The organism is Streptomyces sp. NPDC031132 (genome assembly GCF_055570595.1).
This window is the reverse complement of sequence record NZ_JBVIGX010000042.1, coordinates 1-26,527: the sequence shown is the minus strand read 5'-3', so window position 1 is coordinate 26,527 and position 26,527 is coordinate 1. Positions and strand designations below refer to the sequence as shown.

Genomic DNA, 26,527 nt, shown 5'->3' with positions numbered 1-26,527 from the left:
GGGGTGGGATTCCCCCCCCTCCCTCCCCCCCCCTCCCCCCCCCCCCCCCCCCCCCCCCCCCCCCTCCCCCCCCCCCCCCCCGCCCCCGTGGCCCCAGCCGGGTCGACCCAGTCGCTGCCGCTCGCCCCCCTGGGGCCCGCGACCGACCGGTCCCCCGGCGTCCCCGGCATGAGCGCCTCGCCGCGGCTGCCCGAGACCCAGGGTCTGCCGCCGCGCGAGGTGAAGCGGTTCTCGCTGGTCGGCGTCGTCTGGGACGACGCGAGCACCCAGCTGTTCGGCCAGGTCCAGGTCCGCACCCGCGCGGTGGCGACCGGGACCTGGTCCGACTGGCAGGACCTCGAGACCCACAACAGCGAACACGCCCCCGACCTCGGCACCGCGGAGAGCGGCACCGGCCGGGTCCGCGGCAGCACGGCCCCGCTGTGGGTCGGCGACTCCGACGGCGTCGAGGTCCGCGTCCAGGCGGAACCCGGAGCCCCGGCCACCCGCGCGGCGGCCCGGCTCCCGTCCGGCATGCGGATCGAACTCATCGACCCGGGCGCGACGGACCCGGTGACGGTGGTCGACGCCAAGAACGGCGCCTCGGGCACCTCCGACGAACCCGAGGGCGACGACAAGGGCGACGTGGAGGCCCTGCCCGGCATGTCCATGGAGACGGCGGAGTCCTCCTCCGCCAACGTCCCGCTGGCCGAGCTCGGCGCGATGGAGATCACCGAGCTCAACAAGGCGGACTCCACCGCCGACGCCGTCCTCGCCAGCGACGGCACCCTCAGCGCGGCGGCCCGCCCGTACATCGGCCCGCGGCCGCGGATCGTCACGCGGCTGGGCTGGGGCGCGGACGAATCCCTGCGCGAGGCGGGCTTCGTCTATACGAGCACGGTCAAGGCCGCCTTCGTCCACCACAGCGCCTCGGGCAACAACTACACCTGCAAGGACGCCCCGAAAGTGCTGCGCAGCCTGTACCGCTACCACGTGGTCAGCAGCGGCTGGCGCGACATCGGCTACAACTTCGCCGTCGACAAGTGCGGCACGGTGTACGAGGGCCGGGCGGGCGGGGTCGCCAAGGCGGTGCAAGGCGCACACACCATGGGCTTCAACACGGACAGCATGGGTATCGCGGTGCTCGGCACGTACACGACCACCGCGCCGCCCGCCGCCGCGGTGAAGGCGGTGGCCCAGCTGACGGCGTGGAAGCTCGGCCTGTTCAACCGGGACCCGCGGGCGAAGACCACCCTGAAGTCGGGCGGCGGCAACCGCTTCGCGAAGGGCACGAACGTGAAGCTGAACGTCATCTCGGGCCACCGCGACGGCTTCGCCACGGAATGCCCGGGCAAGCTGCTCTACGGCCAACTGCCCCCCACCCGCACCTCCGCGGCCAAACTCCAGGGCCGTCCCTAGGGGGCGTCTTGTCGATCAGGCCGGGCTCGCGGCGTCCGGCAACGCGCGCTCGCCGCGTTCTCGTCACTCGCCGACGCTCCGCGTCGACTCCCTCCTCGGCCTTGCGATCGCACGCACCGGACGCCGCTCCCTGATCCGGCCTGATCGGCAAGACACCCCCTAGGGCCTCCTTCGGATCACGCCGGGCTCGCGGGGGCCTGGCACGCGCGCTCGTCGCGTTGTCGTCGCTCGCCAGCGTCCCCCAGCTACCGCCGGGAGGTGCCCCCACCGCGTTGGCTCCCTCCTGCGCCTTGCGATCGCACCCACCAGGCCCCGCTCCCTGATCCGGCCTGATCCCAAAGACAGGCCCTAGGCGAAATCCAGCCCCGCCGGCGCTCGAGGCGCGGGGGTCCGGGGGCGGAGCCCCCAGCAGGACCGCCGCAGCCGTGCAGGGTCCGGGCGGAGCCCGGGGAAAGGTGGAAGGGCGGGTAGGGGACCAGCCCCGCAGGGCTACGCTCAATGGCATGGCAGGCCGCTTCGACCCCCTCACCCGCACCGCCGTCCGCGGCGGCCGCACCACCGTGCCCGCAGGCACCACCGGGCCCGGGGCCGAAACGGGGCCCGGGGCCGAAACCGGGCCCGGCCGGACCGGGACCCCGGCCCTGGCCCGAACCTGGACCCCCGCGGGCGTCGTCGACCTCGGGCTCACGCTCGGCCCGCTCAGACGCGGCCCCGGCGACCCCACCTTCCGCACCACCCCCGACGGCTCCGTCTGGAAGACCACCCGCACCCCCCAGGGCCCCGCCACCCTCCGCGTGGCACTGGGCCGAGGCACCGGTACGGCCGAAGCAGAGGCCTGGGGCCCCGGAGCCGAGTGGATGCTCGACCGCCTCCCCGCCCTCCTCGGTGACGGCGACGACCCCGCCGCCTTCGTCCCCCGCCACCGCCTCCTGCACGCCAGCCACCGCCGCCGCCCCGGCCTCCGCCTCACCCGTACCGGACTGGTCCTGGAGTCCCTGATCCCGACCGTCCTGGAGCAGAAGGTCACCGCCGACGAGGCGTACCGCGCCTGGCGCCGCCTGGTGTCCTGGTACGGAGAGCCCGCCCCCGGCCCCCGGCACGCCCCGCCGGGCCTGTACGTCATGCCCGACGCCCGGGCCTGGGCGCTGATCCCGTCCTGGGACTGGCACAAGGCCGGCGTCGACGCCAAGCGCTCCGCCACGATCGTCCGCTGCGCCCGGGTGGCGAACCGGCTGGAGGAGGCCGCCACCATGGAACTCCCGCAGGCCGCGGCCCGGCTGGAAGCCGTACCCGGCATCGGCCCGTGGACCTCCGCCGAGACCCTCCAGCGCAGCAACGGCTGCGCCGACGCGGTCACCACCGGCGACCTGCACCTGCCCGGCATCATCGGCTACGCCCTCGCCGGGGACCGGGACGCCGACGACGCCGCCATGCTGGAGCTGCTCGCCCCGTACGCCGGCCAGCGCCACCGCGCGGCCCGCCTGGTGCTCCTCGCGGGCCACGCACCGCCCCGCCGCGCCCCGAAGATGCGCAAGACGGACATCGGGCGCCTGTGACGGGCGGCCCTACCGGACCTCGATGAAGTCCTCCGCCGACCGCGCCGGCCGCTGCGCCGGAGCCGTCGCGGCATGGCCCACGGCCACCGCGCCCATCGGGTCCCAGCCCTGCGGCAGCCCGAGCACCTTGCGCACCACGTCCCGGCAGAACATCGTCGAGGACACCCACGCCGAGCCCAGCCGCTCCCCGGCCAGCGCGACCAGGAAGTTCTGCACGCCCGCGCCCATCGCGACCACGAACATCTCCCGCTCGGCCGCATCGCGCCGGGCGTGCCCGTAGTCGTGCGCGCCGTCCGTCACCATGCACGGCACCACCAGGTACGGGGCACCCCGCAGCACATCGCCCCGCCGGACCCGTCGCGCGATGGACTCCTCGGACTTGCCGTCCCGCCGCAGGTCCTCGACCCACGCGTCCCGCATCGCGTCCAGCAGCTCCAGCCGCGCCGCCGCCGACTCCAGCAGGACGAACCGCCAGGGCGTCGTGTGGTGCGGCGCCGGGGCCGTCACGGCCGCCGCCACCGCCCGGCGGACCGCGCCCGGGTCCACCGGGTCCGCCGTGAAGGCCCGTACCGTACGGCGCTGCGTCACGGCTTCCCGTACCGCCTCCGACGTGCCCAGCCGGAACATGTCGTCGGCCGGCGAGCGCACCAGATCGGCCGCCGCCGAACCGTCGCCCAGTACGTGGCCCAGCCCGCGTACGACCGCCACCGGCAGCCCCGCCGCCTTGCCCTTGACCAGGTCTCCGGCCGCGGCCAGCTCGTCCGCCGTGGCCACTATCGTCGCGCTCAGCGGATTGCCGTGGGCGTCCGTACCGCCGCGCAGGTCGTCCAGGACCCGCACCCCGGCCGAGCCGATCGCCACGTCCGTGAGCCCGGTGCGCCACGGCCGCCCGAAGGTGTCGGTCACGATGACGCCGACGTCGACGGACAGCAGCTCGCGCAGGCCGGCGCGGATCGCGGCGGCCGAGGCGTCGGGGTCCTCGGGCAGCAGCAGCACCGTGCCGGGCTCGGTGTTCGAGGCGTCGACGCCGGCCGCCGCCATGACCAGCCCCTGCCGGTTCTCCACGATCCGCAGCGGGCCCCGGCGCGCGACGACCCGTACGGTCTCCGCGTCTATGGCGTCCTCGCGGGAGTCGGCGCGGACGATCCGGCCCTCCGCCTTGGAGACGATCTTCGAGGTGACCAGCAGGACGTCCCCGTCCCGCAGCCCCGGCCCGGCCGCGGCGATCAGCCGCGCGAGGTCGTCGCCCGGGCGGACCTCCGGGATCCCGGCGACGGCGCGCACCTCGTACGAGGGGACGGGGGCAGGGGCGGGAGCGGACGGAACGCTCACCGGGAGGCCTCCGCGAGCTCCAGCGCGGCGCGGGCCATCGCGGCGGTCGCGGCCAGGTCGGTCATCATCAGCGGCACCGCGCGGCAGGCGATCCCGGCGGCCTCCACCTCGGCGACCGCGTCCGCGTCGGAGGTGTCCACGAGCCAGCCGTCGAGCAGGTCGCTCCCGTAGTGCAGGGCGACGGCCGCGGCGGTGGACTGGACGCCGACGGCGGCCAGCACCTTGTCGGCCATCCCGCGCACGGGAGAGCCCCCCACGATGGGGGAGAGGCCGACGACGGGCGCCCCGGCTGCGGCCACGGCCTCGCGGATGCCGGGCACGGCGAGGATGGTGCCGACCGAGACGACCGGGTTGGACGGCGGGAGGACGATCAGGTCGGCGGCCGCGACGGCCTCGAGCACGCCGGGAGCGGGCTTGGCCTGCTTCGCGCCGACGGGTACGACGGCCTCGGCGTCGAGCGAGGCGCGCAGCCGGACCCAGTACTCCTGGAAGTGGATGACGCGGCGCTCGCCGGTTTCGGGGTCGTTGACGGCGACGTGGGTCTCGACGCGGTCGTCGGACATGGGCAGCAGCCGGACCCCGGGCTGCCAGCGGTCGCAGAGCGCCTCGGTGACCGCGCTCAGCGGGTAGCCCGCTCCGAGCATCTGCGTACGGACGATGTGGGTGGCGAAGTCGCGGTCGCCGAGGCCGAACCAGGTGGGTCCGACCCCGTACGCCGCGAGCTCCTCCTTGACGGTGAAGGACTCGTCGGTGCGTCCCCAGCCCTGGTCCTCGTTGATGCCACCGCCGAGGGTGTACATCACCGTGTCCAGATCGGGGCACACCTTCAGCCCGAACAGGTGAATGTCGTCACCGGTGTTGCCGATGACCGTGATGTCCGCGTCGGGAACCGCGGCCTTGAGGCCGCGGAGGAAACGGGCGCCGCCGATGCCGCCGGCCAGAACAACAATGCGCATGCAGCGAAGTGTGTCAGGCCTGGCCCGGCCGGGTCGGACGCGGTCCGGTCGCGTCAGACGGAAAGGGCCTCGGGCCGGGCCGGGGAGCAGTGGTGCATCGGCATCTCGGTCAGGCCCGGGAAGTAGACGTGCAGGCTGACCGCTCCGTCGAGGCCGTCGTTGACGACCTCGTGGGCGTACCCGGGGGCGAAGACGCGCTGGGCGCCGGCGCCGAGGGCCAGCGGCCCGCGCGGGCCGTGCTCGGTGAGCTCGCCGTCGAGGACGGTCAGGACGCCGGAGGAGGGGCCGTGGTCGTGCAGGCCGCTGCCCTGGCCGGGGACCCAGCTGAGCAGCCAGACCTCGTAGCCGGGGCCGGTGCGCAGCCGGTGGTACCAGCGGGTGGTGGCGTCGTACTCGACCAGGTGCTCCCACTCGGCGCGGTTCGCGGCGATGGTGCGCGCGAGGCCGACGAACTCGGCGACGGTGGCCGGGTGCTCGCGGGCGGGCTGCAGGAGGTGCTGGACGGAGAGGATGTCGCCGGCGATCTGGAGGTCGCTCTCGACGGTTGCGGGAGTGGTGTTCATCGGGGGGTCCTCGATGGATGTCAGTCGTGCTGGCGGTCGCTGTGGGGGTGGCCGGAGCTCAGGGGAGCCGGGGGCTCCGAAGGCATCAACAGCAGCAACAGCGACAGCGAACCTGGGCAGCGCACAGGAACCCACGAATGGGGGTCCGGGTGGTTGCTGAGGTCACTGACATGGGGACAAGGAGACCGGGTCGGAGGCCGGACTGTCAACCCAATGCCTCGTTTGTCGCGAAAGTTTCATCTGATCCGGTTGCTGTGCTCGGAGAAAGGTTTGTGCATACCGATGCAGGGGAGGTGGCGCTGCACGTCACGCGTCGTCCCGCTCGAACTGCCTGCACCACCCGGGCCACAACGACACGCCGCTCCGTGACCGGAATGTGATCTGCGCCGCTTCTTTGGCTTGATCGCAACCGCACCGCGGAGTGGCACGTCGATTGCGGGTGAACAGGGGCACAGTGGGGCGCCAGTGGCATGTGTCACGATTTTTGGCGATATGAACACTTTCTGCATACGCTTGGTTCCGCAGAGTGAATAAGGGGCCCAATAGCAGATCTCGGCTTGACTGCGCTGGAGCGGCCCACTTGTAATTTCACTCGTGTCGTTACGTAGCGATCAGTAACGGCACCACCACGGGGACGCACAGACAGAGCGAGGGGCGCACATGACCGAGCTGTTTCAGGAACTGCTGGTCGAGGAGGCGGACGAAGAGCTCGGATGGCAGGAGCGCGCTCTTTGCGCCCAGACCGACCCCGAGTCCTTCTTTCCCGAGAAGGGCGGCTCCACCCGCGAGGCCAAGAAGGTCTGCCTCGCCTGCGAGGTCCGCTCCGAATGCCTCGAGTACGCACTCGCCAACGACGAGCGATTCGGCATCTGGGGCGGCCTGTCCGAGCGCGAACGCCGACGGCTGAAAAAAGCAGCGGTCTGAGCTTCGGAGCAAGACTGCAGAACAAAGCAATGAGCAGAGCAAACGGTCCGCCTCCTGCACCTTCCCCGCAGGAGGCGGACCGCTGTGTTCCCAGCCGTTAGTGTGGGGCGCTGTCCAGCAGCCTCCGGGAGCACAACCACCCCCGGACCCACTCCCCGGACCGTGTCCGGGGGGATCCCCAGGCCGGAGGGCCAGTAGAGCGATGTCCCTGCACAGCCAGTCGACGGCCTCCTACCAGGCTGCCGCCACACCCGAGTTCCCCCGGCACGTGGTCACCGCGGTCCTCGTCGCCCACGACGGCGCCCGCTGGCTGCCCAGGACGCTCGCCGGCCTCCTCGGCCAGGAACGCCCCGCGCAGAACCACGTCGCCGCCGACACCGGCAGCGCCGACGAATCCGCGCGCCTGCTCGGCGAGGCCCTCGGCGAGGACCGCGTCCTCCACCTCGCCCGCCGCACCGGCTTCGGCGCCGCCGTCGACGAAGCCGCCCGCACCGCGGGCACCCTGAGCCCCGAGGACCTCCCGTACCTCAAGCGCCCCAGCGGCTGGGACCCCGTCAGCCGCACCTGGCGCGACGACGCCTACGACCTCCCCGAGCTCCCCCACGGCGAACCCGTCCAGTGGCTCTGGCTGCTCCACGACGACAGCGCCCCCGAGCCCGACGCCCTCACCGAACTGCTGCGCGTCGCCGAGGACAACCCCGACGCCGCCGTCATCGGCCCCAAGCTGCGCGGCTGGTACGACAAGAAGCAGCTCCTCGAGGCCGGCGTCACCATCGCCCGCAGCGGCCGCCGCTGGACCGGCCTCGACCGCCGCGAACAGGACCAGGGCCAGCACGACCAGGTCCGCCCCGTCCTGTCCGTCTCCACCGCCGGCATGCTCGTGCGCCGCGACGTGTACGAGGCCCTCGGCGGCTTCGACCGCCGCCTGCCCCTCATGCGCGACGACGTCGACCTCTGCTGGCGCGCCCAGAGCGCCGGCCACACCGTCCTCGTCGCCCCCGACGCCGTCCTGCGGCACGCCGAGGCCGCCGCCCGCGAGCGCCGCACCGTCGACTGCGCCGGACGTACGAGCTCCAGCCCGCACCGCGTCGACAAGGCAGGAGCCGTCTACACGGTCCTCGCCAACAGCTCCGGGCGCGCCCTGCCGTACGTCCTGCTGCGCCTGCTCGTCGGCACCGTGCTCCGCACCCTCGCCTACCTCGTCGGCAAGGCCCCCGGCCAGGCCGTCGACGAGATCACCGGCCTCCTCGCCGCCCTGCTGCGCCCCGGCCGGATCCTCGGCGCCCGCCGCAGACGCGGCCGCCCCGTCGTCCCCGCCAAGGAACTGCGCCCCCTGTTCCCCCCGCCCGGCGCGAGCCTGCGGGCCAACGCCGAACAGCTCGCCGGGTACTTCGGCGGCGACCGGGACACCGACACGGCCGCCATCGGCCGGCACGGCGGAGCCGTCGAGTCCGGCCCCGGCGGCGACGACGCCGACTACCTCGAGATCGAACAGTTCGCGCGCCTCAAGCGGATCGCCCGCAACCCCGCGCCCGTCCTCTTCGCCCTCCTCCTGCTCGTCTCCGTCATCGCCTGCCGCGCCCTGCTCGGCGGCGGCTCCCTCATGGGCGGCGCCCTGCTGCCCGCCCCCGACAGCGGGCTCGCCCTCTGGCGCAGCTACACCGACGACTGGCAGCCCGTCGCCGCCGGCTCCACCGCCGGAGCGCCCCCGTACCTCGCCGTCCTCGGCGCCTTCGCCACCGTGCTGTTCGGCTCCACGAGCGCGGCGCTGACCCTGCTGCTGGTCTGCTCGGTCCCGCTCGCCGGGCTCACCGCCTACTTCGCCTCCCGGCCGCTCGTCGAGTCCCGGCTGCTGCGCGCCTGGGCCGCCGTCGCCTACGCCTTCCTGCCCGCCGTCACCGGCGCGCTGGCCGGCGGCCGCCTCGGCACCGCCGTCCTCGCGATCCTGCTCCCGCTCATCGCCCGCTCGGCCGTCGCCGCGTTCGGGTTCGGCGCAGCCGAAGGCGAACGGTCCGGCTGGCGCCCGGTGTGGACGTACACCCTCCTGCTGACCCTGACCACCGCCTTCACGCCCGTCGTGTGGCCGCTGGCCGCCGTCCTCGGCACCGCCGCCCTCGTGCTGCGCCGCGCCGAGTGGAAGACGTACGGGCTGCGGCTGCTCGCCACCCTCGCCGTCCCGCTCCTCGTGCTCGCCCCCTGGTCGCTGAGCCTGCTCATGCACCCCGGCCGGCTCCTGGACGAGGCCGGCCTGGCGTACGGATCCGGCTCGGCCACCGCCCTGGACCTGCTCGGCATCAGCCCCGGCGGCCCCCGTACCGCCGGCGGCCTGCTGCTCATCGGCATCGTCCTGGCCGCCCTGGCCGCCCTGCTGCGCGCCGAGCGCCGGTTCGCCGTCCGCACCGCCTGGGCCGCCGCCCTGGCCGCCCTGCTCCTGGCCGTCGTCGTCAACCGCACCGGCTGGGCCGGACCCGCCACCCTCGTCTACGGACTGGCCCTCCTCGCGGCCGCCGCCGTCGGCGCCGAGGGAGCCAGGGAGCGGGTCGCCGCCAGCAGCTTCGGCTGGCGCCAGCCGCTGGCCGCGCTGATCGCGCTCGGCGCCGCCGCCGGCCCGCTGCTCGGCGCCGCCGGCTGGATGATCAGCGGCGCCGACGGCCCGCTGGAGCGGCGCGACCCGGTCCAGGTCCCCGCGTTCGTCGCCGAGGAGAGCGGCACCCGCGACCAGGCTCGCACCCTCGTCCTCGGCGGCACCTCGCCCGCCACCGTCTCGTACACCCTGGTCCGCGGCTCCGGCGGCCGCCTCGGCGACGCCGAACGCGCCGCCGCGGCCGGCAGCAGCCCCCAGCTCGACAAGGTCGTCTCCAGCCTCGTCGCCGGCTCCGGCGCCGACCAGACCGACCAGCTCAGCGGCTTCGCCATCCGCTACATCCTGGTCCGCGACGGGGCCCCGCAGCAGATGCGCAAGGTCCTCGACGCCACCCCGGGCCTCAGCCGCCTCAGCCAGCTCGACGGCAGCGCACTGTGGCGCGTGGACCGCCAGGTCGCCCGCGCCGCCATCGTCTCCGGCAAGCCGGGCGAGGCCCCCATCCCGGTCGCCTCCGGCCCCGTCGAGGTCCACACCAAGATCCCGGCGGGCGCAGCGGGACGCATGCTGCGCATCGCCGACCGGGCCGCCCCCGGCTGGCAGGCCACCCTCGACGGCAAGCCCCTCGAGCCCAAGACCCTCGACGGCTGGGCGCAGGGCTTCGAACTGCCCGCCGCCGGAGGCCGCCTCGACCTCGTCCACGAGGACGCGCTGACCCGGACCGCCTGGCACTGGGCCCAGGGGCTGCTCGCGCTGGTGCTGCTCGTCATGGCCCTGCCCGGCCGCCGGACGAGCCTCGACGACGACCTGCCCGAGGAGGAGGCGGAGGCCGCCGACAGGGCCGCCGCGGGCGAGGGCGGCGAAGGCCGCCGGGCCCGCCGGCTGCGCGCGGAGGCGGAGTCCGCGGCCGCCGCGACCGCCGCCGCCGAGGAGCCCGCGGGCGCGGTCGCCGATCCGTACGCGGAGATCCCGGCGCAGCCGGTGTACGGGGAGGAGTCGTACGCGTACCAGGCCTACGGCGACCAGGGCTACGCGTACGACCAGCAGTCCCAGCAGTCCCAGCAGCCGTACGTGCCGGCGCCGACCCAGGCCCCGGAGTACGAGCAGTACCCCTACCCCCAGCAGGGCTACGACCCCCAGCAGGGCTACGACCCCCAGCAGGGGTACCCGCAGCAGCCGTACCCCTACCCGCCCTACGAGCAGCCGTACGACACCTACGGACAGCACGACCAGCGTCCGGACGGGAGCCCCCAGCAGTGAAGCAGCGCGCACCCCTGACGCTGGCGGCGGTGGCCGCGGCCCTGGCGGCCGTCACCGGCGTCGGATACCTCACCGCCCCCGCCGCCCCGGCCGCCGACGACCGGACGGCGGCCGCGGCCCGGATGCCGGTGGAGCGGTCCGCGCTGGTCTGCCCGGCGCCCAGCTCCTCGGACATCGCGGAGACCACGTACACGGCGATCACCCCCGGCGCGGCCGGCGGCGGCAAGGGCACGGCCCGCCTCCTCGGCGCGACCAAGGAGGCCAAGGCGGTGCTCGAGCTCAAGGAGCGCGGCAAGCCGGCCGGGGCCGCCGCCTCCGGAGCGGAGGCGCCCGCACTGGTGGGTGTCGCCGACGGGATCCTGGCCCCCGGCTGGACCGCGCAGCAGACCACCAAGGTCTCGGTCGGCCGGGCCCGCGGCGTCCTCGGCGTCGGCTGCACCACGCCCGGCACCGACTTCTGGTTCCCCGGCGCGAGTACGGCCAAGGGGCGTGAGGACTACGTGCACCTCACCAACCCGGACGACACCGCGGCCGTGATCGACATCAAGATGTTCGGCCCGGACGGGGCGGTCAAGTCCGAGGGCGGCACCGGCGAGAACATCCGGATCGACCCCAGGTCCACCAAGTCCGTCTCGTTGTCCTCCCTCGCCCCCGGGGCCCAGCTCGCGGACGTCACCGCCCATGTGACGACCCGTGCGGGCCGGGTCGGCGCCTCCGTGCAGGTCGGCGAGGAGGGGGTGGGAGCCGACTGGCTGCCGGCCTCCACCGACCCGGCGGGCTCGCTGGTGCTGCCCGGGATCCCGGCGGACGCCACCTCCGTACGGCTGGTCGCCTTCGCACCGGGCGAGGAGGACGCGGACCTCACCCTCAAGCTGGCCGGGCCGAACGGCTCGATCAGCCCGGCGGGCAACGAGCAGCTGCACCTCAAGGGCGGCATGACCGCGAGCGTCGACCTGAAGGACGTGACCCGCGGCGAGGCGGGCTCGCTGCTGCTGGCCCCGGCGAAGGACAAGAAGGCCGTGCCCGTGGTGGCGGCCGTCCGCGTGGTCCGCGGCAGCGGCGCCAAGCAGGACCTGGGCTTCGTCCCGGCGACCGGGCCGGTGGGAACCCGGGCCACGGTCGCCGACAACCGTGCCGACGAGAACGCGACGGTGCTCTCGCTGACGGCGGTCGGCGGCGCCGACGCGAAGGTGAAGGTGACGGCCTCGGCGGGCACGGAGGCCGGGGAGCCGGCCTCGAAGGAGGTCACGGTCAAGGCGGGTACGACGCAGACGGTGTCACTGGCCCCGGCGGGGGCCAAGGGCGCCTACGCGCTGACGGTCGAGACCGTCTCCGGCGGCCCCGTGTACGCGGCCCGCACCCTGACCCTGCCCCACGAGGGCACGCCGATGTTCACGATCCAGCCGCTGGCGGACGACCACGCGATGGTCTCGGTCCCCAAGGCCACCCAGGACCTCACGGTCCTGACGGGCTAGCGGGTCACCCCTCAGCAGTTCGCGCCTGCGGTACGGCCGGTCAGTCCTGGCCGTACCGCGGGTCGACCGTCTCCGGGGACAGCCCGAGCAGTTCCGCCACCTGCTCCACCACGATCTCGTGCACGAGCAGCGCCCGCTCGTCCCGGCTCTTCGTGCGGATCTCCACCGGCCGCCGGAACACCACGACCCGCGCCGGCCGCCCCGCGCCCGCCGCCTCCGACAGCGCCCCGAGCGGCACCGCCTCGTCGTTCCAGCCGGCGTCCGGACCGCCCGGCGGTCCGGGGACGTCCGCGACCACGAACTCCACCTCCGCCAGCTGCGGCCAGCGCCGCTCCAGCCGCTCGACCGAGTCCCGTACGAGGTCCCCGAACAGCTCCGCCCGGCTCGCCGACAGCGGCACCTGCGGCGGGGCCAGCGGCCCGCGCATCCCGCGCCCGTGCCGGTCGCGACGGCGCGGCCGCGGCTCGGCGGGAGGCTCGGCGGGGCGGGGCGGGCCGGGGGTCAGGGGGCTGTCCGTCACCCCCGCAGGGTAGCCCCCGCAGCCCCTCCCACCCGGGGGTTTCCGGACCCGCCGCGTCCCTCCGCAGGCACGACACGGGGGAGTGGCCTGCGGGAGAGTCGTCGCGGCCCGGTCAAGAGTGCGGTACCGTCCAACGTCGTGAGCCTTGTACGTCGCTGTTCGCGCACTGCGTGCGGCCGCCCTGCCGTCGCGACACTGACGTACGTCTACGCCGATTCGACCGCAGTTCTCGGCCCGCTCGCCACCTACGCGGAACCCCACTGCTACGACCTGTGCGCCGAGCACTCCGAGCGCCTGACCGCCCCGCGCGGCTGGGACGTCGTGCGCCTCACCGACGGCTCCGCGCCGTCCCGGCCGAGCGGCGACGACCTCGAAGCCCTGGCCAACGCCGTCCGTGAAGCGGCCCGCCCCCACGACCGCGCCGCCGAGGCCGGAGGAAGCCGTCCGGGCAGCGGTGGCGGCAACACCGGGGAGACCCGTCGAGGACACCTGCGCGTCCTGCGTTCGCCCGATTCCTGACCCTGCGCTGATTTGAGAGGCCGCCTTCCGCGCAAGGTAGGGTCGGTCCCCCCGCACAGGACCTTCAGGAGGGCAGGCAGCAGTGGCCGCAGATCTTTCGAACATCGTCAAGGCGTACGACGTACGTGGTGTCGTACCGGACGAGTGGGACGAGGCCTTGGCCGAGCTGTTCGGTGCCGCATTCGTGGAGGTCACGAAGGCCACCGCGATAGTCGTGGGCCACGACATGCGGCCCTCCTCGCCCGGCCTGTCCGCCGCCTTCGCGCGCGGCGCCGCCGCCCGCGGCGTGGACGTCACCCTGATCGGCCTGTGCTCCACCGACCAGCTCTACTACGCCTCCGGCGTGCTGGACCTGCCCGGCGCGATGTTCACCGCCTCGCACAACCCGGCCCAGTACAACGGCATCAAGCTCTGCCGCGCGGGCGCCGCCCCGGTCGGCCAGGACACCGGCCTGTCCACCATCCGTGAGCTCGCCGAGAAGTGGTCGGACGAGGGCGCCCCCGCGATCGCGGCCGGCACCGTCCCCGGCACGGTCACCGAGCAGGACACCCTCGCCGGGTACGCCGCGCACCTGAAGTCCCTGGTCGACCTCGGCTCCATCCGCCCGCTCAAGGTGGTCGTGGACGCGGGCAACGGCATGGGCGGCCACACCGTCCCCACCGTGTTCGAGGGCCTGCCCCTGGAGCTCGTACCCATGTACTTCGAGCTCGACGGGACCTTCCCCAACCACGAGGCCAACCCGCTGGACCCGAAGAACCTCGTCGACCTGCAGGCCCGCGTGAAGGCCGAGGGCGCCGACCTCGGCCTCGCCTTCGACGGGGACGCGGACCGCTGCTTCGTCGTCGACGAGCGCGGCGAGGGCGTCTCCCCCTCCGCCGTGACCGCCCTGGTCGCCTCCCGCGAGCTGGCCCGCAACGGCGGCACCGGCACGGTGATCCACAACCTGATCACCTCCTGGTCCGTCCCCGAGGTCGTCCGCGAGAACGGCGGCACCCCGGTGCGCACCCGGGTCGGCCACTCCTTCATCAAGGAGGAGATGGCGAAGACGGGCGCGATCTTCGGCGGCGAGCACTCGGCGCACTACTACTTCAAGGACTTCTGGAACGCGGACACCGGCATGCTCGCCGCGCTCCACGTCCTCGCGGCCCTCGGCGGCCAGGACGGTGCCCTCTCCGACCTCGTCGCCTCCTACGACCGCTACGTCGGCTCGGGCGAGATCAACTCCACCGTCGCCGACCAGGCCGACCGCGTCGCCGCCGTCAAGGCCGCGTACGGCCCGCTGGAGGGCGTCACCCTCGACGAGCTGGACGGCCTCACCGTCACCACCGCCGACTGGTGGTTCAACCTGCGCGCCTCCAACACCGAGCCGCTGCTGCGCCTGAACGTCGAGGCCCGCGACGCCGCGCAGCTCGCCAAGGTCCGCGACGAGGTCCTGGCCCTCGTCCGCGCCTGATGCACCCGCCGGGCGGGACACGCCGAGCGTGCCTCCCGCCCGGCACCCGACCGGGTCCGCGCCCGCTGCCCCAGGGCCGCACCGCAGGTGACTCGGCGGTACGCTGACCTCGCCCAATCCGCATGTTCGAAGGGAAGCGCCCATGCCGCTCGAAGCCGGCCTTCTGGAGATCCTCGCCTGCCCCGCCTGCCACTCGCCCCTCGAGGACAAGTCGGCCGACGAGACGGCCCCCGAGCTGATCTGCACCGGCCGTGACTGCGGCCTCGCGTACCCCGTCCGCGACGGCATCCCGGTCCTCCTGGTCGACGAGGCCCGCCGCCCCGCCTGACCCACCCCGCGCCGCAGAAGCTGAGACCGATTCCGCAACCCTGGGTCCCTCACCACCGCCGGAGGCCGCAATGCTCGACGAGTCGCTCCTCGACGCACCGGACGAACTCGCCCGCGCCGACCGCCGCGGCCTGCTCCGCGGCGCCGCCGAGGCCGGGGCCAGAGTCCGTACCGCAGCCCGGCACGCGACCGAGGCGGGCCTCGCCGACCTGCGCCCCGACGGCCGGCCCCGCGCCGTCCTCATCGCAGGCCCCGGCACGGCCGCCACGGGCGTCGCCGACCTGCTCGGCGCCCTCGCCGGAGCCTCCGCGCCCGTCACCCGCCTGCACCCCACCGGCGTCGCACACGCCGCCGGCGCCCTGCGCTGGGCGCTGCCCGGCTGGGCCGGCTCCGTCGACCTGCTGCTCATCGCCACCACCGACGGCACCGAACCCGGGCTCGCCGTCCTCGCCGAGCAGGCCTACCGGCGCGGCTGCACCGTCGTCGCCGTCGCCCCCGAGCGTTCCCCGCTGAGCGAGGCCGTGGACGGCGCGCACGGGCTCCTCGTACCGATGGCCAAGGCGCCGTACCAGGAGTACGACGAATCCGCCGCGGCCGGACCCGGCGCCCTGTGGGCCCTGCTGACCCCGCTGCTCCTGCTCCTCGACAAGGTCGGGCTGATCACCTCCGCCCCGGACACCCTCCAGCGCGTCGCCGACCGGCTCGACCGCACCGCCGAGCGCTGCGGACCGGCCATCGCCACGTACTCCAACCCGGCCAAGACCCTCGCCGCCGAGCTCGCCGACACCCTCCCGCTCATCTGGAGCGAGGGCGCCGGCGCGGGCCCGGCCGGCCGCCGCTTCGCCGCCACCCTCGCCGAACTCGCCGGCCGCCCCGCACTGGCCGCCGATCTCCCCGAGGCGCTGCCCGCCCACGGCGTCCTGCTCGCCGGCTCCTTCGCCGCCGGCGCCGACCCCGAAGACTTCTTCCGTGACCGGGTGGAGGAGCCCCAGGCCCTCCGTGCCCGCATCGTCCTGCTGCGCGACCGGCCCACGGGCGGCCTCACCGCCGCCCCGGCCGCGCGCGAGCTCGCCCTCAGCCACGACACGGCCATCAGCGAGCTCGAACCGGAGGAAGGCGGCGAACTGGAACAGCTCGCCGAACTCCTCGCCGTCACCGATTTCGCCACCGCCTACCTCGCCCTGGCGACCAGGGGACGCGGCTGAGGCACGCACCGTGCCCGCCCATATCCAGAAAGACGACCGATGGACCGCCTGACGAACACGATCCGCCCCTACGCCTGGGGATCGACCACCGCGATCCCAGGACTCCTCGGTGTCGAACCCACCGGGGAGCCGCAGGCCGAGATGTGGATGGGCGCGCACCCCGGCGCCCCCTCCCGCCTCGACCGCGGCGCGGGTGAGACCACCCTCGCCGAGGTCATCGACGCCGACCCGGAACGTGAACTCGGTGCGGCCACCGTCGCGAAGTTCGGCCCCCGCCTGCCCTTCCTGCTCAAACTCCTGGCCGCCGGGGCGCCGCTCTCCCTCCAGGTCCACCCCGACCTCGCGCAGGCGGAAGAGGGCTACGCCGACGAGGAGCGCCGCGGGGTCCCCGTCGACGCGGCCCACCGCAACTACAAGGACCCCAACCACAAGCCCGAGATGATCTGCGCGCTCACCCCCTTCGACGGCCTGTGCGGCTTCCGCCCGCCGCTGGAGGCCGCCGAGCTGCTCGACGGCCTCGGGGTGGACTCCCTCAAGCCGTACGTCGACCTGCTCCGGGCCCACCCGGAGGAGGCGGCCCTGCGCGAGATGCTCACCGCCGTACTGACCGCGGACCGCGCCGAGATGGCCCGTACGGTGGCCGAGGCCGGCGCCGCGATCGAGCGCCTCGGGGGCCCGTACGCGCCGTACGCCTCGCTCGTGCACCACTTCCCGGGCGACCCGGGCGTGATCGCGGCCATGCTCCTCAACCACGTCCGACTCCAGCCCGGCGAGGCCATGTTCCTCGGCGCCGGCGTCCCGCACGCCTACCTCGACGGCCTCGGCGTGGAGCTGCTGGCCAACTCCGACAACGTGCTGCGCGCCGGACTCACCCCCAAACACGTGGACGTGCCCGAGCTGCTGAAGATCGTGCGGTTCGAGCCGGGCGACCCGGCCGTGCAGCGCCCCGAGGGCAACGGCGAGGAGGTCTACGAGACCCCCATCGACGAATTCCGCCTCTCCCGCTTCGCCCTGGCCGCCGGCGCCGCCCCGCACGCCCTCCCGGACGACGCCCCGCAGATCCTGCTCTGCACGGCGGGCCGCCCGAAGGCCGGCGAAGTGACGCTGTCCCCCGGCGAGTCGGTCTTCGTCCCGGCAGGCGAAAAGGTCGAACTGTCCGGAATCGGCACCATCTTCCGGGCCACCGTCGCCCTCTGACGTGGCGTCCGGGGCTACGGCTGCAACAATGTGCCGCCGTAGCGCGGCGCCCCGGGCAGGGGTGCCGTACCGAGGAAGGGATTCCAGAAACCCATGAGCGCGTCGGGCGGTACCAGGGCGATCGTGGCGGCACTCGCCGCCAATCTCGCCATCGCTGTAGCCAAGTTCGTGGCCTTCGCCTTCAGCGGCTCGTCGTCGATGCTCGCGGAAAGCGTCCACTCGCTGGCCGACTCCGGGAACCAGGGGCTGCTGCTCCTCGGCGGAAAGAAGGCCCAGCGCGAGGCGACGCCGCAACACCCCTTCGGGTACGGGCGCGAGCGCTACATCTACGCCTTCCTCGTCTCCATCGTGCTCTTCACCGTCGGCGGCATGTTCGCCATCTACGAGGGTGTCGAGAAGGTCCAGCACCCGCACCCCATCGAGGCCTGGTACTGGCCGATCGGCGTGCTCGTCTTCGCCATCGTCGCCGAGAGCTTCTCCTTCCGTACGGCGATCAAGGAGTCGAACGAGATCCGCGGCTCCCTGTCGTGGAGCCAGTTCATCAAGCGCGCCAAGGCCCCCGAGCTGCCGGTGGTCCTGCTGGAGGACTTCGGCGCCCTCGTCGGCCTGGTCCTCGCCCTCGGCGGTGTCGGCCTCGCGCTCGCGACCGGCAACGGCGTCTGGGACGGCATCGGCACCCTCTGCATCGGCACCCTGCTGCTCGTCATCGCCGTCGTGCTGGCCGCCGAGACCAAGTCCCTGCTGCTCGGCGAGGCCGCGGGCACGGAGGACGTCGAGAAGATCGCGGCCGCGCTCGTCGACGGCGACGTCGTCACCCGCGTGATCCACATGCGCACCCTGCACCTCGGCCCGGAGGAGCTCCTCGTCGCCGCGAAGATCGCGGTCGAGGGCAACGACACCGCGACGCAGGTGGCGGACGCGATCAACGCCGCCGAGGCCCGGATCCGCGAGGCGGTCCCGATCGCCCGCGTGATCTACCTCGAACCGGACATCTACCACGCGGAGTCGGACGCCTCAGCCAAGGCCTGACACCCCGCCACACCCGCACGCAGGCCCCCGCCGCGCCTCTCGCGCCCCGCGGGGGCCTTCGTACGTACGGGCGCCCTGCCCGGTCTACTCCTGCGAGCCCTCGACGGGCCCCACGGCCCCGACCACCACCGGCCAGGCCTGCGGGGGCCGCCGCGCGGCCCGCCGACGCGCGACGAGCGCCGCGATCCCCAGCCCCGTGCCGACCGGCAGCGCGAGCAGACCGCTCATGACCACCAGGGGGACGACGGTGAACACCGGCCGGCTCCCGTCGACGACCACCCCGAGCACGTTCGCGACCGGCACCGTCCCGTCCGCAACGTCCTGGTGGTAGCGGGAGTCGGCGGAGTTCCCCCGGTTGTCGCCCATCACGAACACCTTGCCCTCGGGCACCAAGACCGAGAAGCGGATCTTGTCCGGCGCCGGATCCGCCCCGTTCAGATACGGCTCGGCGAGCGGCTGCCCGTTGAGGGTCGGTGCCGTGCTGCCGGGCACGTAGGCGATCGCATCGCCGCCCACCGCCACGACGCGCAGCATGCGGTTCGCGGGGGGCCCCGCCGGGTCCCACCCCGGCGTCCGGAACACCACGACGTCGCCGCGCCGCAGGTCCGCGGTGGACTTCCGGTAGAACACCGTCTCGCCCGGCCCGTAGGCGGGATGCATGGCCCCTCCCGGGTACTTGGTCACCCCGTAGCGCAAGAGGAATCCACCGAAGACCCCCACCACGGCCACCACCCCGGCCAGCAACAGCACGACAGCCCAGGTACCCAGTCTTCGGCCGGGCTTGCGTTCCATGTCTCCCCCTCGCGTACGGCGTGAACCGGAATCGTACGAAGGGCCCGCGCCGGCGCTGCGGTCGGCTACCGGATCTCGCGGAGCACGTCGAGGACCGCCGGGCCGTCCGGGGCGGACTGCAGGCGCTCGCGGAAGCCCGCGTCCATGAGCTTGCGGGACAGCAGCGCCACGATCCGCAGGTGCTCGTCGCCGGCGGCGGCCTCCGGCACCGAGATCATGAAGACCAGCCGGGCCTTCGTCCCGTCCGGCGAGCCCCACTCGATGCCCGCGTCGGACCGGGCGAAGCCCACCGTGGGCCGCGCCACCGCATCGGTCTTGGCGTGCGGGATCGCGATGGACTCGCCGAGACCCGTCGTGCCCTGCGCCTCCCGGGCGAGGGCGACCCGTACGAGCTCGTCCACGTCCCGGACGTTGCCGGTCGCGGCCAGCATCTCGGCCATCTCGCGGACGGCCGCCTCCTTCTCGTGCGCCGCCAGCTCCGTCTTCACCGTCTGCCCGGTCAGGTACCCGGAGAGCACCTCCGGCTCGTCGGCCGGCCCGCCGGCGGGAGCGGCGGAGACGGCCGTCTGCGTCGCGGCTCCCGTACCGGTATCCGGACCCGCGCCGACCCCGGCGAGCACCGGCTCGGGGGTCGGGCCCGGCACCGTGGCCGTCACGGTGAGGCCTCCGCCCCGGCGCGCCTTCACGTCGATGAGCGTGTTCGTGGTCAGGGCGGTGACCGCGGTGCCGGCCGCGACGGCGGCCAGGAACCAGCCCACGCCGCCCACCGCACCCAGCGCCGCCACGACCGGGCCGCCGTGCGGCACGTGGTCGCCCACGCCCGCCACACCGGCGATCGCACCGGCCACCGCACCACCCAGCATGTTCGCCGGGATGACGATCGCCGGCCGCGCCGCCGCGAACGGGATCGCGCCCTCCGAGATGCCGAACATCCCCATGAACAGCGCCGCCATACCGGTCTCGCGCTCCTGCTCGGAGTACAGCCTGCGGCGCAGCACCGTCGCCAGGCCCTGGCCCAGCGGCATGACCGGAATGGCCGCCGCGCACATGCCCATGACGGCGTAGTTCCCGGAGGCGATGAGCCCCGTACCGAACAGGAACGCCGTCTTGTTGACAGGGCCGCCCATGTCGAAGGCGATCATCAGGCCCAGGATCGCGCCCAGCAGGACCGCGCTGGACCCGGTCATGCCCGACAGCCAGCTCGTCAGGTTCTCGAACACCCAGGAGATGGGCTTGCCGACGACGTACACGAAGAACAGGCCGAGCGTCGTCGTCGCGACGATCGGGATCACGATGATCGGCATGATCGGCCGCACGACCTTGGGGACCTCGATCTTCTTGATCCACAGGACCAGATGGCCGGCCAGGAAGCCCGTCACGATGGCGCCGATGAACCCTGCGCCCGCCTCGGAGTCGTACAGGGACCCTGTGTTCGCGATGAAACCGCCGATCATGCCGGGCACGAGCGCCGGCCGGTCGCCGATGGCGTACGCGATGTAGCCGGACAGGATCGGGATCATCAGCTGGAATCCGATGCCGCCGATGGCGTTCACATGGGCCCAGAAGGTGCCTTCGGGGATCACGTACCCCTCGGAGGCGGCGTGCCCGCCCAGCGCGAGCGAAACGGCGATCAGCAGACCGCCGACCACCACGAACGGAATCATGTAACTGACGCCGTTCATCAGGGCCTTGTACGCGAGGCTGCGCTCCCTGCCACCACCACCGCCGCCCCCGCCGCTGCCACCGCCCGCCGCGGGGGCCGCCGTACCCTCCTGCACCGGCGCGCTCTGCACGCGCTCGATCAGCTCCTCGGGCCGGCGGATGCCGTCGGCGACGCCGGTGGACAGCACCCGCTTGCCGGCGAACCGCTCACGGTCGACCTCCTTGTCGGCGGCGATGATGATCCCGTCCGCCTCTCTGACATCGTTGTCAGAGAAGACGTTCTCGGCCCCGATGGAGCCCTGCGTCTCCACCTTCATGTCGATGCCGAGGCGCGCGGCGGCCTGCTGCAGCTTCTCCGCGGCCATGTACGTGTGCGCGATGCCGGTGGGGCACGCGGTGACGGCGAGCAGCTTCAGGCGCTCGTGCCCGCCTGCGGTCCCGTCACCGGGAGAGTCGGCCGGAGTGGTCACTGAAATCTCCTTCACGTCCCCGCGCATCTGAATGAATCCGCAGGCATCGTCCACCACGTGAGGGGCGGTCGAAAAGACCGGAAGACCTGAATACCGCCCGCCTGACGGCCCTTGTTTCGGTGTAGATTCGTCGTCAGTGTCAGGCGTCGCTGCTGATGGCGGTCGGGCGGTCCTCGCGACCGGCCGAGGGGAGAGAGGGCCCCCGACGGACTGAGTGCTCGGTGCACCGTCCCCACAGGCGATGCGCGGCTCAGCCGTACCCACCCTCTCGAACCATGAGGAGCAGCACCCATGGACTTCAAGGTCGCAGACCTTTCCCTCGCAGCCTTCGGCCGCAAGGAGATCACCCTGGCCGAGCACGAGATGCCCGGCCTCATGTCGATCCGCCGGGAGTACGCCGAGGCCCAGCCGCTGGCCGGCGCCCGCATCACCGGCTCGCTGCACATGACCGTGCAGACGGCCGTCCTGATCGAGACCCTGGTCGCCCTCGGCGCCGACGTCCGCTGGGCCTCCTGCAACATCTTCTCCACCCAGGACCACGCGGCCGCCGCCATCGCGGTCGGCCCGAACGGCACCCCGGAGAACCCGCAGGGCATCCCCGTCTTCGCCTGGAAGGGCGAGACGCTGGAGGAGTACTGGTGGTGCACGGAGCAGGCGCTGACCTGGCCGAACACCCCCACCGGCGGCCCGAACATGATCCTCGACGACGGTGGTGACGCCACCCTCCTCGTCCACAAGGGCGTCGAGTTCGAGAAGGTCGGCTCCGCCCCGGACCCGTCCACGGCGGACTCCGAGGAGTACGGCCACATCCTCACCCTGCTGAACCGCACCCTCGGCGAGACCCCGCAGAAGTGGACGCAGCTCGCGTCCGAGATCCGCGGCGTCACCGAGGAGACCACCACCGGCGTGCACCGCCTGTACGAGATGATGGCCGAGGGCACGCTGCTGTTCCCGGCGATCAACGTCAACGACGCCGTGACGAAGTCGAAGTTCGACAACAAGTACGGCTGCCGCCACTCGCTGATCGACGGCATCAACCGCGCCACCGACGTCCTCATCGGCGGCAAGGTCGCGGTCGTGTTCGGCTACGGAGACGTCGGCAAGGGCTGCGCCGAGTCGCTGCGCGGCCAGGGCGCGCGCGTCATCGTCACCGAGATCGACCCGATCTGCGCGCTGCAGGCGGCGATGGACGGATTCCAGGTCGCGACGCTGGACGACGTCGTCGAGACGGCCGACATCTTCATCACGACCACGGGCAACAAGGACATCATCATGGCCTCGGACATGGCCAAGATGAAGCACCAGGCGATCGTGGGCAACATCGGCCACTTCGACAACGAGATCGACATGGCCGGCCTGGCCAAGATCGAGGGCATCGTCAAGGACGAGGTCAAGCCGCAGGTCCACACCTGGAAGTTCCCCGACGGCAAGGTCCTGATCGTCCTCTCCGAGGGCCGTCTGCTGAACCTGGGCAACGCGACCGGCCACCCGTCGTTCGTGATGTCGAACTCGTTCGCGGACCAGACCCTGGCCCAGATCGAGCTCTTCACCAAGCCGCAGGAGTACCCGACCGACGTCTACGTGCTGCCCAAGCACCTCGACGAGAAGGTCGCCCGCCTCCACCTCGACGCCCTCGGCGTCAAGCTCACCACGCTCCGCCCGGAGCAGGCCGACTACATCGGCGTCAAGATCGAGGGCCCGTACAAGCCGGACCACTACCGCTACTGATCCCACGCGGCAGCAGCGACAGCACGTCACCCAGGCCCCCGGCGGAGATGCCGGGGGCCTGCCCCGTACTCAGGCAAGGACCGACACGATGCCCCGCGGCCGCTACTCGCTCCACGACCCGCACGACCACACCCCGCTCGGCGAGGAGCACTTCCACTGCGCCCCCGGCCCCTCCGGCTGGCGCTACGTCTCCCAGCTCACCGGCCCGGACGGCGACCACCGCGGCTCGGTCGACCTGGCGGTCGACGAACTCGGCCGCCCCATCCGCCTCGAGGTGAACGCCTCCAGCTGGCAGGTCCGCGGCGCCGCCATCGACGGAGTCACCTGGGTGCGCTCCGACCCCACCGGCACCGAGGCCACCGAGGGCAACGTCCCCGCCGCCGGCTTCACCGGCACTTCGCCGGCCTTCCTCGTCGCGACGGCCCGCCTGCTGCGCCTGACCCCCGGCGCCCCCGCCACCCGGGTCCGGCTCGTCGCACTCACCGACCCGGTGCTGGCGCCCCGTACGGTCGACCAGGCCTGGGCGCTGCTGGGGCGCGCCGAGCACGAAACGGACAGCGGGCCGCTCGTGGTGGACGAGTACCGGGTCACCGCCCTGGACACCGGCGAGGTCCACACGGTCCACCTGGCCGGGGACGTGGTCCTCGCGGCCCCGGGCATCGAGCTCGAACACCTGGAGACCCCGCCCTCGGCGTTCCCCGAGGACTAGGGCCTGCACTCCCCGGCCCGGGTTCGTGGCCGGGCCGCGCGTCAGTGCTCCTCGTCCGGGTGGCTCCACTCGACCGCGCACGTCGCCGAAGGCGCGGCCTCCTTCGCGTACCAGGCGAGGGACCTCTCGAACTGCGGGCACCACAGGTGGGCGCGGCTGACGGAGACCGGGAAGGCGGTCCCGCCGGCGACGACGTGCCCGCCGCCCTCCGGCACGATGCCGATGCCCACCTGGCCGCCGATGCTCTCGTCCCGCATCAGCTCCCGGAGCTCCTCGACGACCGCCCGCGCCCGGGCCTCGTCCTCGATGCCCGTGACGCGGAAGGTGAAGGAGATGTTCGCTGACATGCCGCGCATGCTAGGTGATCATGCCGGGGGCGCGAACCCGGTCGCGGGCCGCGGCGGCACGGGAGCCGCCGGAGCGGGCGCCACCACCGGAGCGGCGGGCGCTGCGGGCGCCCCGCCCGGGGCCGGGACCGGTTGACCCGCGTGCGGTACGGCCCGGGGTACGGAGGCGCCGGGAGCCGGGTGCCCCCACGCGGGCGGCATCCCCGGGGCCGTCCCGGGCAGGCCCGCCACGGCCCCGGGCACCCCGGGCGCACCGGGACCGGCGCCGAAGGCGCGGGCCGCGTCGCGGGTCTGCCGCTCGTGCACCACCGCCATCAGGAACGCGGCGGCCGGCACCCCCACCGGCGGCGGAGTCCCCGTACGCGCGACCAGATCGTCCGCGAGCTTCGCCGCCATCGCGGCGCCCACCTGCGGGTCCAGCTGGTTCATCCGCGTCAGGTACTGCCGTACGGCCAGCCACAGCCCGTCCGGCACGGCCGACAGATCCAGCCCGGAGAACCGCCCGGCCAGCCAGGGCGGCGGCGGAGGCACGGGCATCACCGGCGCCCCCGCGACCCGCTCCCGGACGACCAGCGCGCCGGCGAACACGTCCCCGAGCCGCCGCCCCCGCGCCGACACCAGCGACGCGATGCAGGCCACGGCTCCGAAGGTCCCCAGCAGCTCCACGACGCCCATCGCCCCGCGCACCAGCGCGTGCCGGAACCGGATCGGCCCGCCGTCGTCGCGCACCACGCGCAGCCCGCAGGCGAGCTTGCCGAGCGAGCGCCCGTGGGACAGCGTCTCCACGGCGATCGGTACGCCGACCAGCACCAGGACGAAGCTCGCCACCGACACCGCGGCCTGCGCGGCCACGTCCAGCGAGGCGGTCGCGACGGTCAGCCCGATCGAGATGATCAGGTACCCGATGAAGTAGACGAGCAGGTCGAGGAAGATCGCCAGCGCCCGGCTCGGCAGCCTCGCCGGCCGCAAACCCAGGACGACCGCGTCCCCCGTCACCAGATCGCTCACCCTGCACACCTTTCCCGTGACCGGACCCGCCCCGTGGTCATCCAGTCTGCCAAGCTGACCACGGTAGGAGTAAGCAGAAGCAGGGTCCTGGGGCAGGGGAGCGGTAACCGGATGGATCTCGACGTCTTCGTGACGGCCCACCGGGCGGAATGGGACCGCCTCGAACAGCTGCTGGGCCGCGGCCGCCGGCTGACCGGCGCCGAGGCGGACGAGTTGGTCGCGCTCTACCAGCGGGCCTCCACGCACCTCTCCCTGATCCAGTCCAGCGCCCCCGACCCCAGGCTGACGGGCCGGCTGACCCAGCTCGTCGCCCGTGCCCGTGCGACGGTGACCGGCGCCCGCCGCGGCGGCTGGCGCGACGCAGCCCGCTTCTTCACCGTCGGCTTCCCGGCCGCGGTCTACCGAAGCCGCCGCTGGTGGATACCGACGGCCCTGGTCTCCGTTGCGATCGCGGTGCTCACGGGCTGGTGGATAGCCGCCCACCCGGACGTCCAGAGCGCCATCGCGGCTCCGGACGACCTGAAGGCGCTCACGAAGCCGGGCGGCGGGTACGAGACGTACTACTCGAGCAACCCGGCGGGCTCGTTCGCCGCGCAGGTTTGGACGAACAACGCCCAGGCGGCCGCGATATGCCTGGTCCTGGGCGCGTTCCTGGGGATTCCGGTGCTCTGGATCCTCTTCCTGAACATGCTCAACCTCGGCACCGGCATCGGCCTGATGGCCTCGGCCGACCGTCTCGACGTGTTCCTCGGTCTGATCCTGCCGCACGGCCTGCTCGAACTGACCGCGGTCTTCGTCGCCGCGGGGACCGGCCTCCGCCTCGGCTGGACGGTCATCGACCCGGGCCCCCGCACCCGCCGCGTCGCCCTCGCCGAGCAGGGCCGCGCCGCGCTGGGCATGGCGATCGGCCTGGCGGTCGTCCTGTTCGTATCGGGCCTGATCGAGGGCTTCGTGACCCCCTCCGGCCTGCCGACCTGGGCCCGCATCGCGATCGGCGTCGTCGCCGAGGCGGCGTTCCTTGCGTACGTCTACGTCCTGGGCGGCCGGGCCGCGCGCGCCGGCGAGGCGGGCGACGTGGAGGCCGCCGACCAGACGGCCACCCTGCCGACCGCGGCCTGATGTGCGGAGGACCCCGCTGAGCTGCTAGTCTCCTCGTCGTCCCGCAGCGACTCTTGACACAGCCGCCGTGGGGAGGTAGATTTCAACGGTTGCCTCGAACTGGACAAGTTCGGCAGCGATGGTTAGCATCTCTCTCGCCCCCAAGGAATTGAATTCCACTGGGGCACGGTCGACTCCTCATCCAGGAATCCGAAGCCGGGAAATCTGGTGGAAAACTTCTGATAGAGTCGGCATCGCCGGAAAGGGAAAACGCGAAAGCGAAGACCTGGAAAGCGAAACCCGCTTCGACCGGGAATCGGACACGAAAGAGTCTGATAGAGTCGGAAACGAAGAACGAAGCCCGGAGGAAAGCCCGAGAGGGTGAGTACAAAGGAAGCGTCCGTTCCTTGAGAACTCA

22 protein-coding genes are annotated in these 26,527 nt (G+C 73.3%); 14 read left to right on the top strand and 8 right to left on the bottom strand.

Annotated elements, in window-relative coordinates:
• Positions 1-3 precede the first annotated feature (3 nt).
• Positions 4-1,398 (top strand): peptidoglycan recognition protein family protein, encoded by a 1,395-nt coding sequence (locus tag ACZ49B_RS34700; protein ID WP_468314078.1) that lies wholly within the window; start codon positions 4-6, stop codon positions 1,396-1,398.
• A gap of 503 nt (positions 1,399-1,901) precedes the next feature.
• Complete coding sequence (locus ACZ49B_RS34695) at positions 1,902-2,954, top strand: DNA-3-methyladenine glycosylase family protein (protein ID WP_468314022.1); 1,053 nt, start codon at positions 1,902-1,904, stop codon at positions 2,952-2,954.
• 9 nt (positions 2,955-2,963) lie between these two features.
• Here ACZ49B_RS34695 and ACZ49B_RS34690 read toward each other — a convergent pair whose 3' ends face one another.
• The 3 genes from ACZ49B_RS34690 to ACZ49B_RS34680 are packed head-to-tail and all read right to left on the bottom strand — an operon-like array spanning position 2,964 to position 5,805.
• Positions 2,964-4,286, bottom strand: coding sequence for a coenzyme F420-0:L-glutamate ligase (locus ACZ49B_RS34690; protein ID WP_468314020.1), 1,323 nt, complete (start codon positions 4,284-4,286; stop codon positions 2,964-2,966).
• Positions 4,283-5,242, bottom strand: coding sequence for a 2-phospho-L-lactate transferase (gene cofD, locus ACZ49B_RS34685; RefSeq protein WP_468314018.1), 960 nt, complete (start codon positions 5,240-5,242; stop codon positions 4,283-4,285). The genes ACZ49B_RS34690 and cofD overlap by 4 nt, the downstream gene beginning before the upstream one ends.
• Positions 5,243-5,295: 53 nt before the next feature.
• Positions 5,296-5,805, bottom strand: a complete 510-nt coding sequence (locus ACZ49B_RS34680) for a cysteine dioxygenase (protein ID WP_468314015.1) — start codon at positions 5,803-5,805, stop codon at positions 5,296-5,298.
• Between the two features lie 660 nt (positions 5,806-6,465).
• Here ACZ49B_RS34680 and ACZ49B_RS34675 point away from each other — a divergent pair.
• From ACZ49B_RS34675 to ACZ49B_RS34665, 3 genes are all read left to right on the top strand, one after another.
• Positions 6,466-6,729 carry a WhiB family transcriptional regulator gene (locus ACZ49B_RS34675; RefSeq protein ID WP_003983763.1) on the top strand — a complete coding sequence of 88 codons (264 nt, stop codon included), beginning with the start codon at positions 6,466-6,468 and terminating at the stop codon, positions 6,727-6,729.
• Between the two features lie 202 nt (positions 6,730-6,931).
• The gene (locus ACZ49B_RS34670) at positions 6,932-10,570 is read left to right on the top strand and encodes a glycosyltransferase family 2 protein (RefSeq protein ID WP_468314012.1); all 3,639 of its coding nucleotides are present in this window, start codon (positions 6,932-6,934) and stop codon (positions 10,568-10,570) included.
• Complete coding sequence (locus ACZ49B_RS34665; RefSeq protein WP_468314009.1) at positions 10,567-12,045, top strand: DUF5719 family protein; 1,479 nt, start codon at positions 10,567-10,569, stop codon at positions 12,043-12,045. The genes ACZ49B_RS34670 and ACZ49B_RS34665 overlap by 4 nt, the downstream gene beginning before the upstream one ends.
• 40 nt (positions 12,046-12,085) lie before the next feature.
• Here the strand turns inward: ACZ49B_RS34665 and ACZ49B_RS34660 are convergent, their stop codons facing one another.
• The gene (locus tag ACZ49B_RS34660) at positions 12,086-12,565 is read right to left on the bottom strand and encodes a metallopeptidase family protein (RefSeq protein ID WP_468314006.1); all 480 of its coding nucleotides are present in this window, start codon (positions 12,563-12,565) and stop codon (positions 12,086-12,088) included.
• 87 nt (positions 12,566-12,652) lie between these two features.
• Here ACZ49B_RS34660 and ACZ49B_RS34655 point away from each other — a divergent pair, with 87 nt between their 5' ends.
• The 6 genes from ACZ49B_RS34655 to ACZ49B_RS34630 all read left to right on the top strand — a co-directional run bounded on the left by ACZ49B_RS34655 (position 12,653) and on the right by ACZ49B_RS34630 (position 18,295).
• The gene (locus ACZ49B_RS34655) at positions 12,653-13,084 is read left to right on the top strand and encodes a DUF3499 domain-containing protein (RefSeq protein ID WP_468314075.1); all 432 of its coding nucleotides are present in this window, start codon (positions 12,653-12,655) and stop codon (positions 13,082-13,084) included.
• Positions 13,085-13,166: 82 nt separating this feature from the next.
• Positions 13,167-14,537, top strand: a complete 1,371-nt coding sequence (locus tag ACZ49B_RS34650) for a phosphomannomutase/phosphoglucomutase (RefSeq protein WP_468314003.1) — start codon at positions 13,167-13,169, stop codon at positions 14,535-14,537.
• A 142-nt stretch (positions 14,538-14,679) separates the two neighbouring features.
• Positions 14,680-14,865: a Trm112 family protein gene (locus ACZ49B_RS34645; RefSeq protein ID WP_054222355.1), complete on the top strand. Its 186-nt coding sequence runs from the start codon at positions 14,680-14,682 to the stop codon at positions 14,863-14,865.
• Positions 14,866-14,935: 70 nt separating this feature from the next.
• Positions 14,936-16,069, top strand: coding sequence for an SIS domain-containing protein (locus ACZ49B_RS34640; protein ID WP_468314000.1), 1,134 nt, complete (start codon positions 14,936-14,938; stop codon positions 16,067-16,069).
• Positions 16,070-16,108: 39 nt separating this feature from the next.
• Positions 16,109-17,266: a mannose-6-phosphate isomerase, class I gene (gene manA / locus ACZ49B_RS34635; RefSeq protein ID WP_468313998.1), complete on the top strand. Its 1,158-nt coding sequence runs from the start codon at positions 16,109-16,111 to the stop codon at positions 17,264-17,266.
• A 93-nt stretch (positions 17,267-17,359) separates the two neighbouring features.
• Positions 17,360-18,295 carry a cation diffusion facilitator family transporter gene (locus tag ACZ49B_RS34630; RefSeq protein WP_468313996.1) on the top strand — a complete coding sequence of 312 codons (936 nt, stop codon included), beginning with the start codon at positions 17,360-17,362 and terminating at the stop codon, positions 18,293-18,295.
• 84 nt (positions 18,296-18,379) lie between these two features.
• On the opposite strand, the gene lepB is transcribed toward ACZ49B_RS34630, so the two are convergent.
• Together lepB and ACZ49B_RS34620 are read right to left on the bottom strand one after the other, a co-directional pair.
• Positions 18,380-19,087, bottom strand: coding sequence for a signal peptidase I (lepB, locus tag ACZ49B_RS34625; protein WP_468313994.1), 708 nt, complete (start codon positions 19,085-19,087; stop codon positions 18,380-18,382).
• A 65-nt stretch (positions 19,088-19,152) separates the two neighbouring features.
• Positions 19,153-21,219 carry a fructose-specific PTS transporter subunit EIIC gene (locus ACZ49B_RS34620; RefSeq protein ID WP_468313992.1) on the bottom strand — a complete coding sequence of 689 codons (2,067 nt, stop codon included), beginning with the start codon at positions 21,217-21,219 and terminating at the stop codon, positions 19,153-19,155.
• Between the two features lie 291 nt (positions 21,220-21,510).
• Between ACZ49B_RS34620 and ahcY the strand changes: the two genes are divergently transcribed.
• Positions 21,511-22,947 (top strand): adenosylhomocysteinase, encoded by a 1,437-nt coding sequence (ahcY, locus tag ACZ49B_RS34615; protein ID WP_468313990.1) that lies wholly within the window; start codon positions 21,511-21,513, stop codon positions 22,945-22,947.
• Between the two features lie 88 nt (positions 22,948-23,035).
• Positions 23,036-23,656 (top strand): hypothetical protein, encoded by a 621-nt coding sequence (locus tag ACZ49B_RS34610; RefSeq protein ID WP_468313988.1) that lies wholly within the window; start codon positions 23,036-23,038, stop codon positions 23,654-23,656.
• Between the two features lie 41 nt (positions 23,657-23,697).
• On the opposite strand, the gene ACZ49B_RS34605 is transcribed toward ACZ49B_RS34610, so the two are convergent.
• A complete protein-coding gene (locus ACZ49B_RS34605) occupies positions 23,698-24,003 on the bottom strand; it encodes a hypothetical protein (protein WP_468313985.1) in 306 nt (101 codons plus the stop codon).
• An 18-nt stretch (positions 24,004-24,021) separates the two neighbouring features.
• Positions 24,022-25,011 carry an RDD family protein gene (locus tag ACZ49B_RS34600; RefSeq protein WP_468313984.1) on the bottom strand — a complete coding sequence of 330 codons (990 nt, stop codon included), beginning with the start codon at positions 25,009-25,011 and terminating at the stop codon, positions 24,022-24,024.
• A 111-nt stretch (positions 25,012-25,122) separates the two neighbouring features.
• On the opposite strand from ACZ49B_RS34600, the gene ACZ49B_RS34595 reads away from it, so the two are divergent.
• Positions 25,123-26,130, top strand: a complete 1,008-nt coding sequence (locus tag ACZ49B_RS34595; RefSeq protein ID WP_468313981.1) for a stage II sporulation protein M — start codon at positions 25,123-25,125, stop codon at positions 26,128-26,130.
• Positions 26,131-26,527 lie beyond the last annotated feature (397 nt).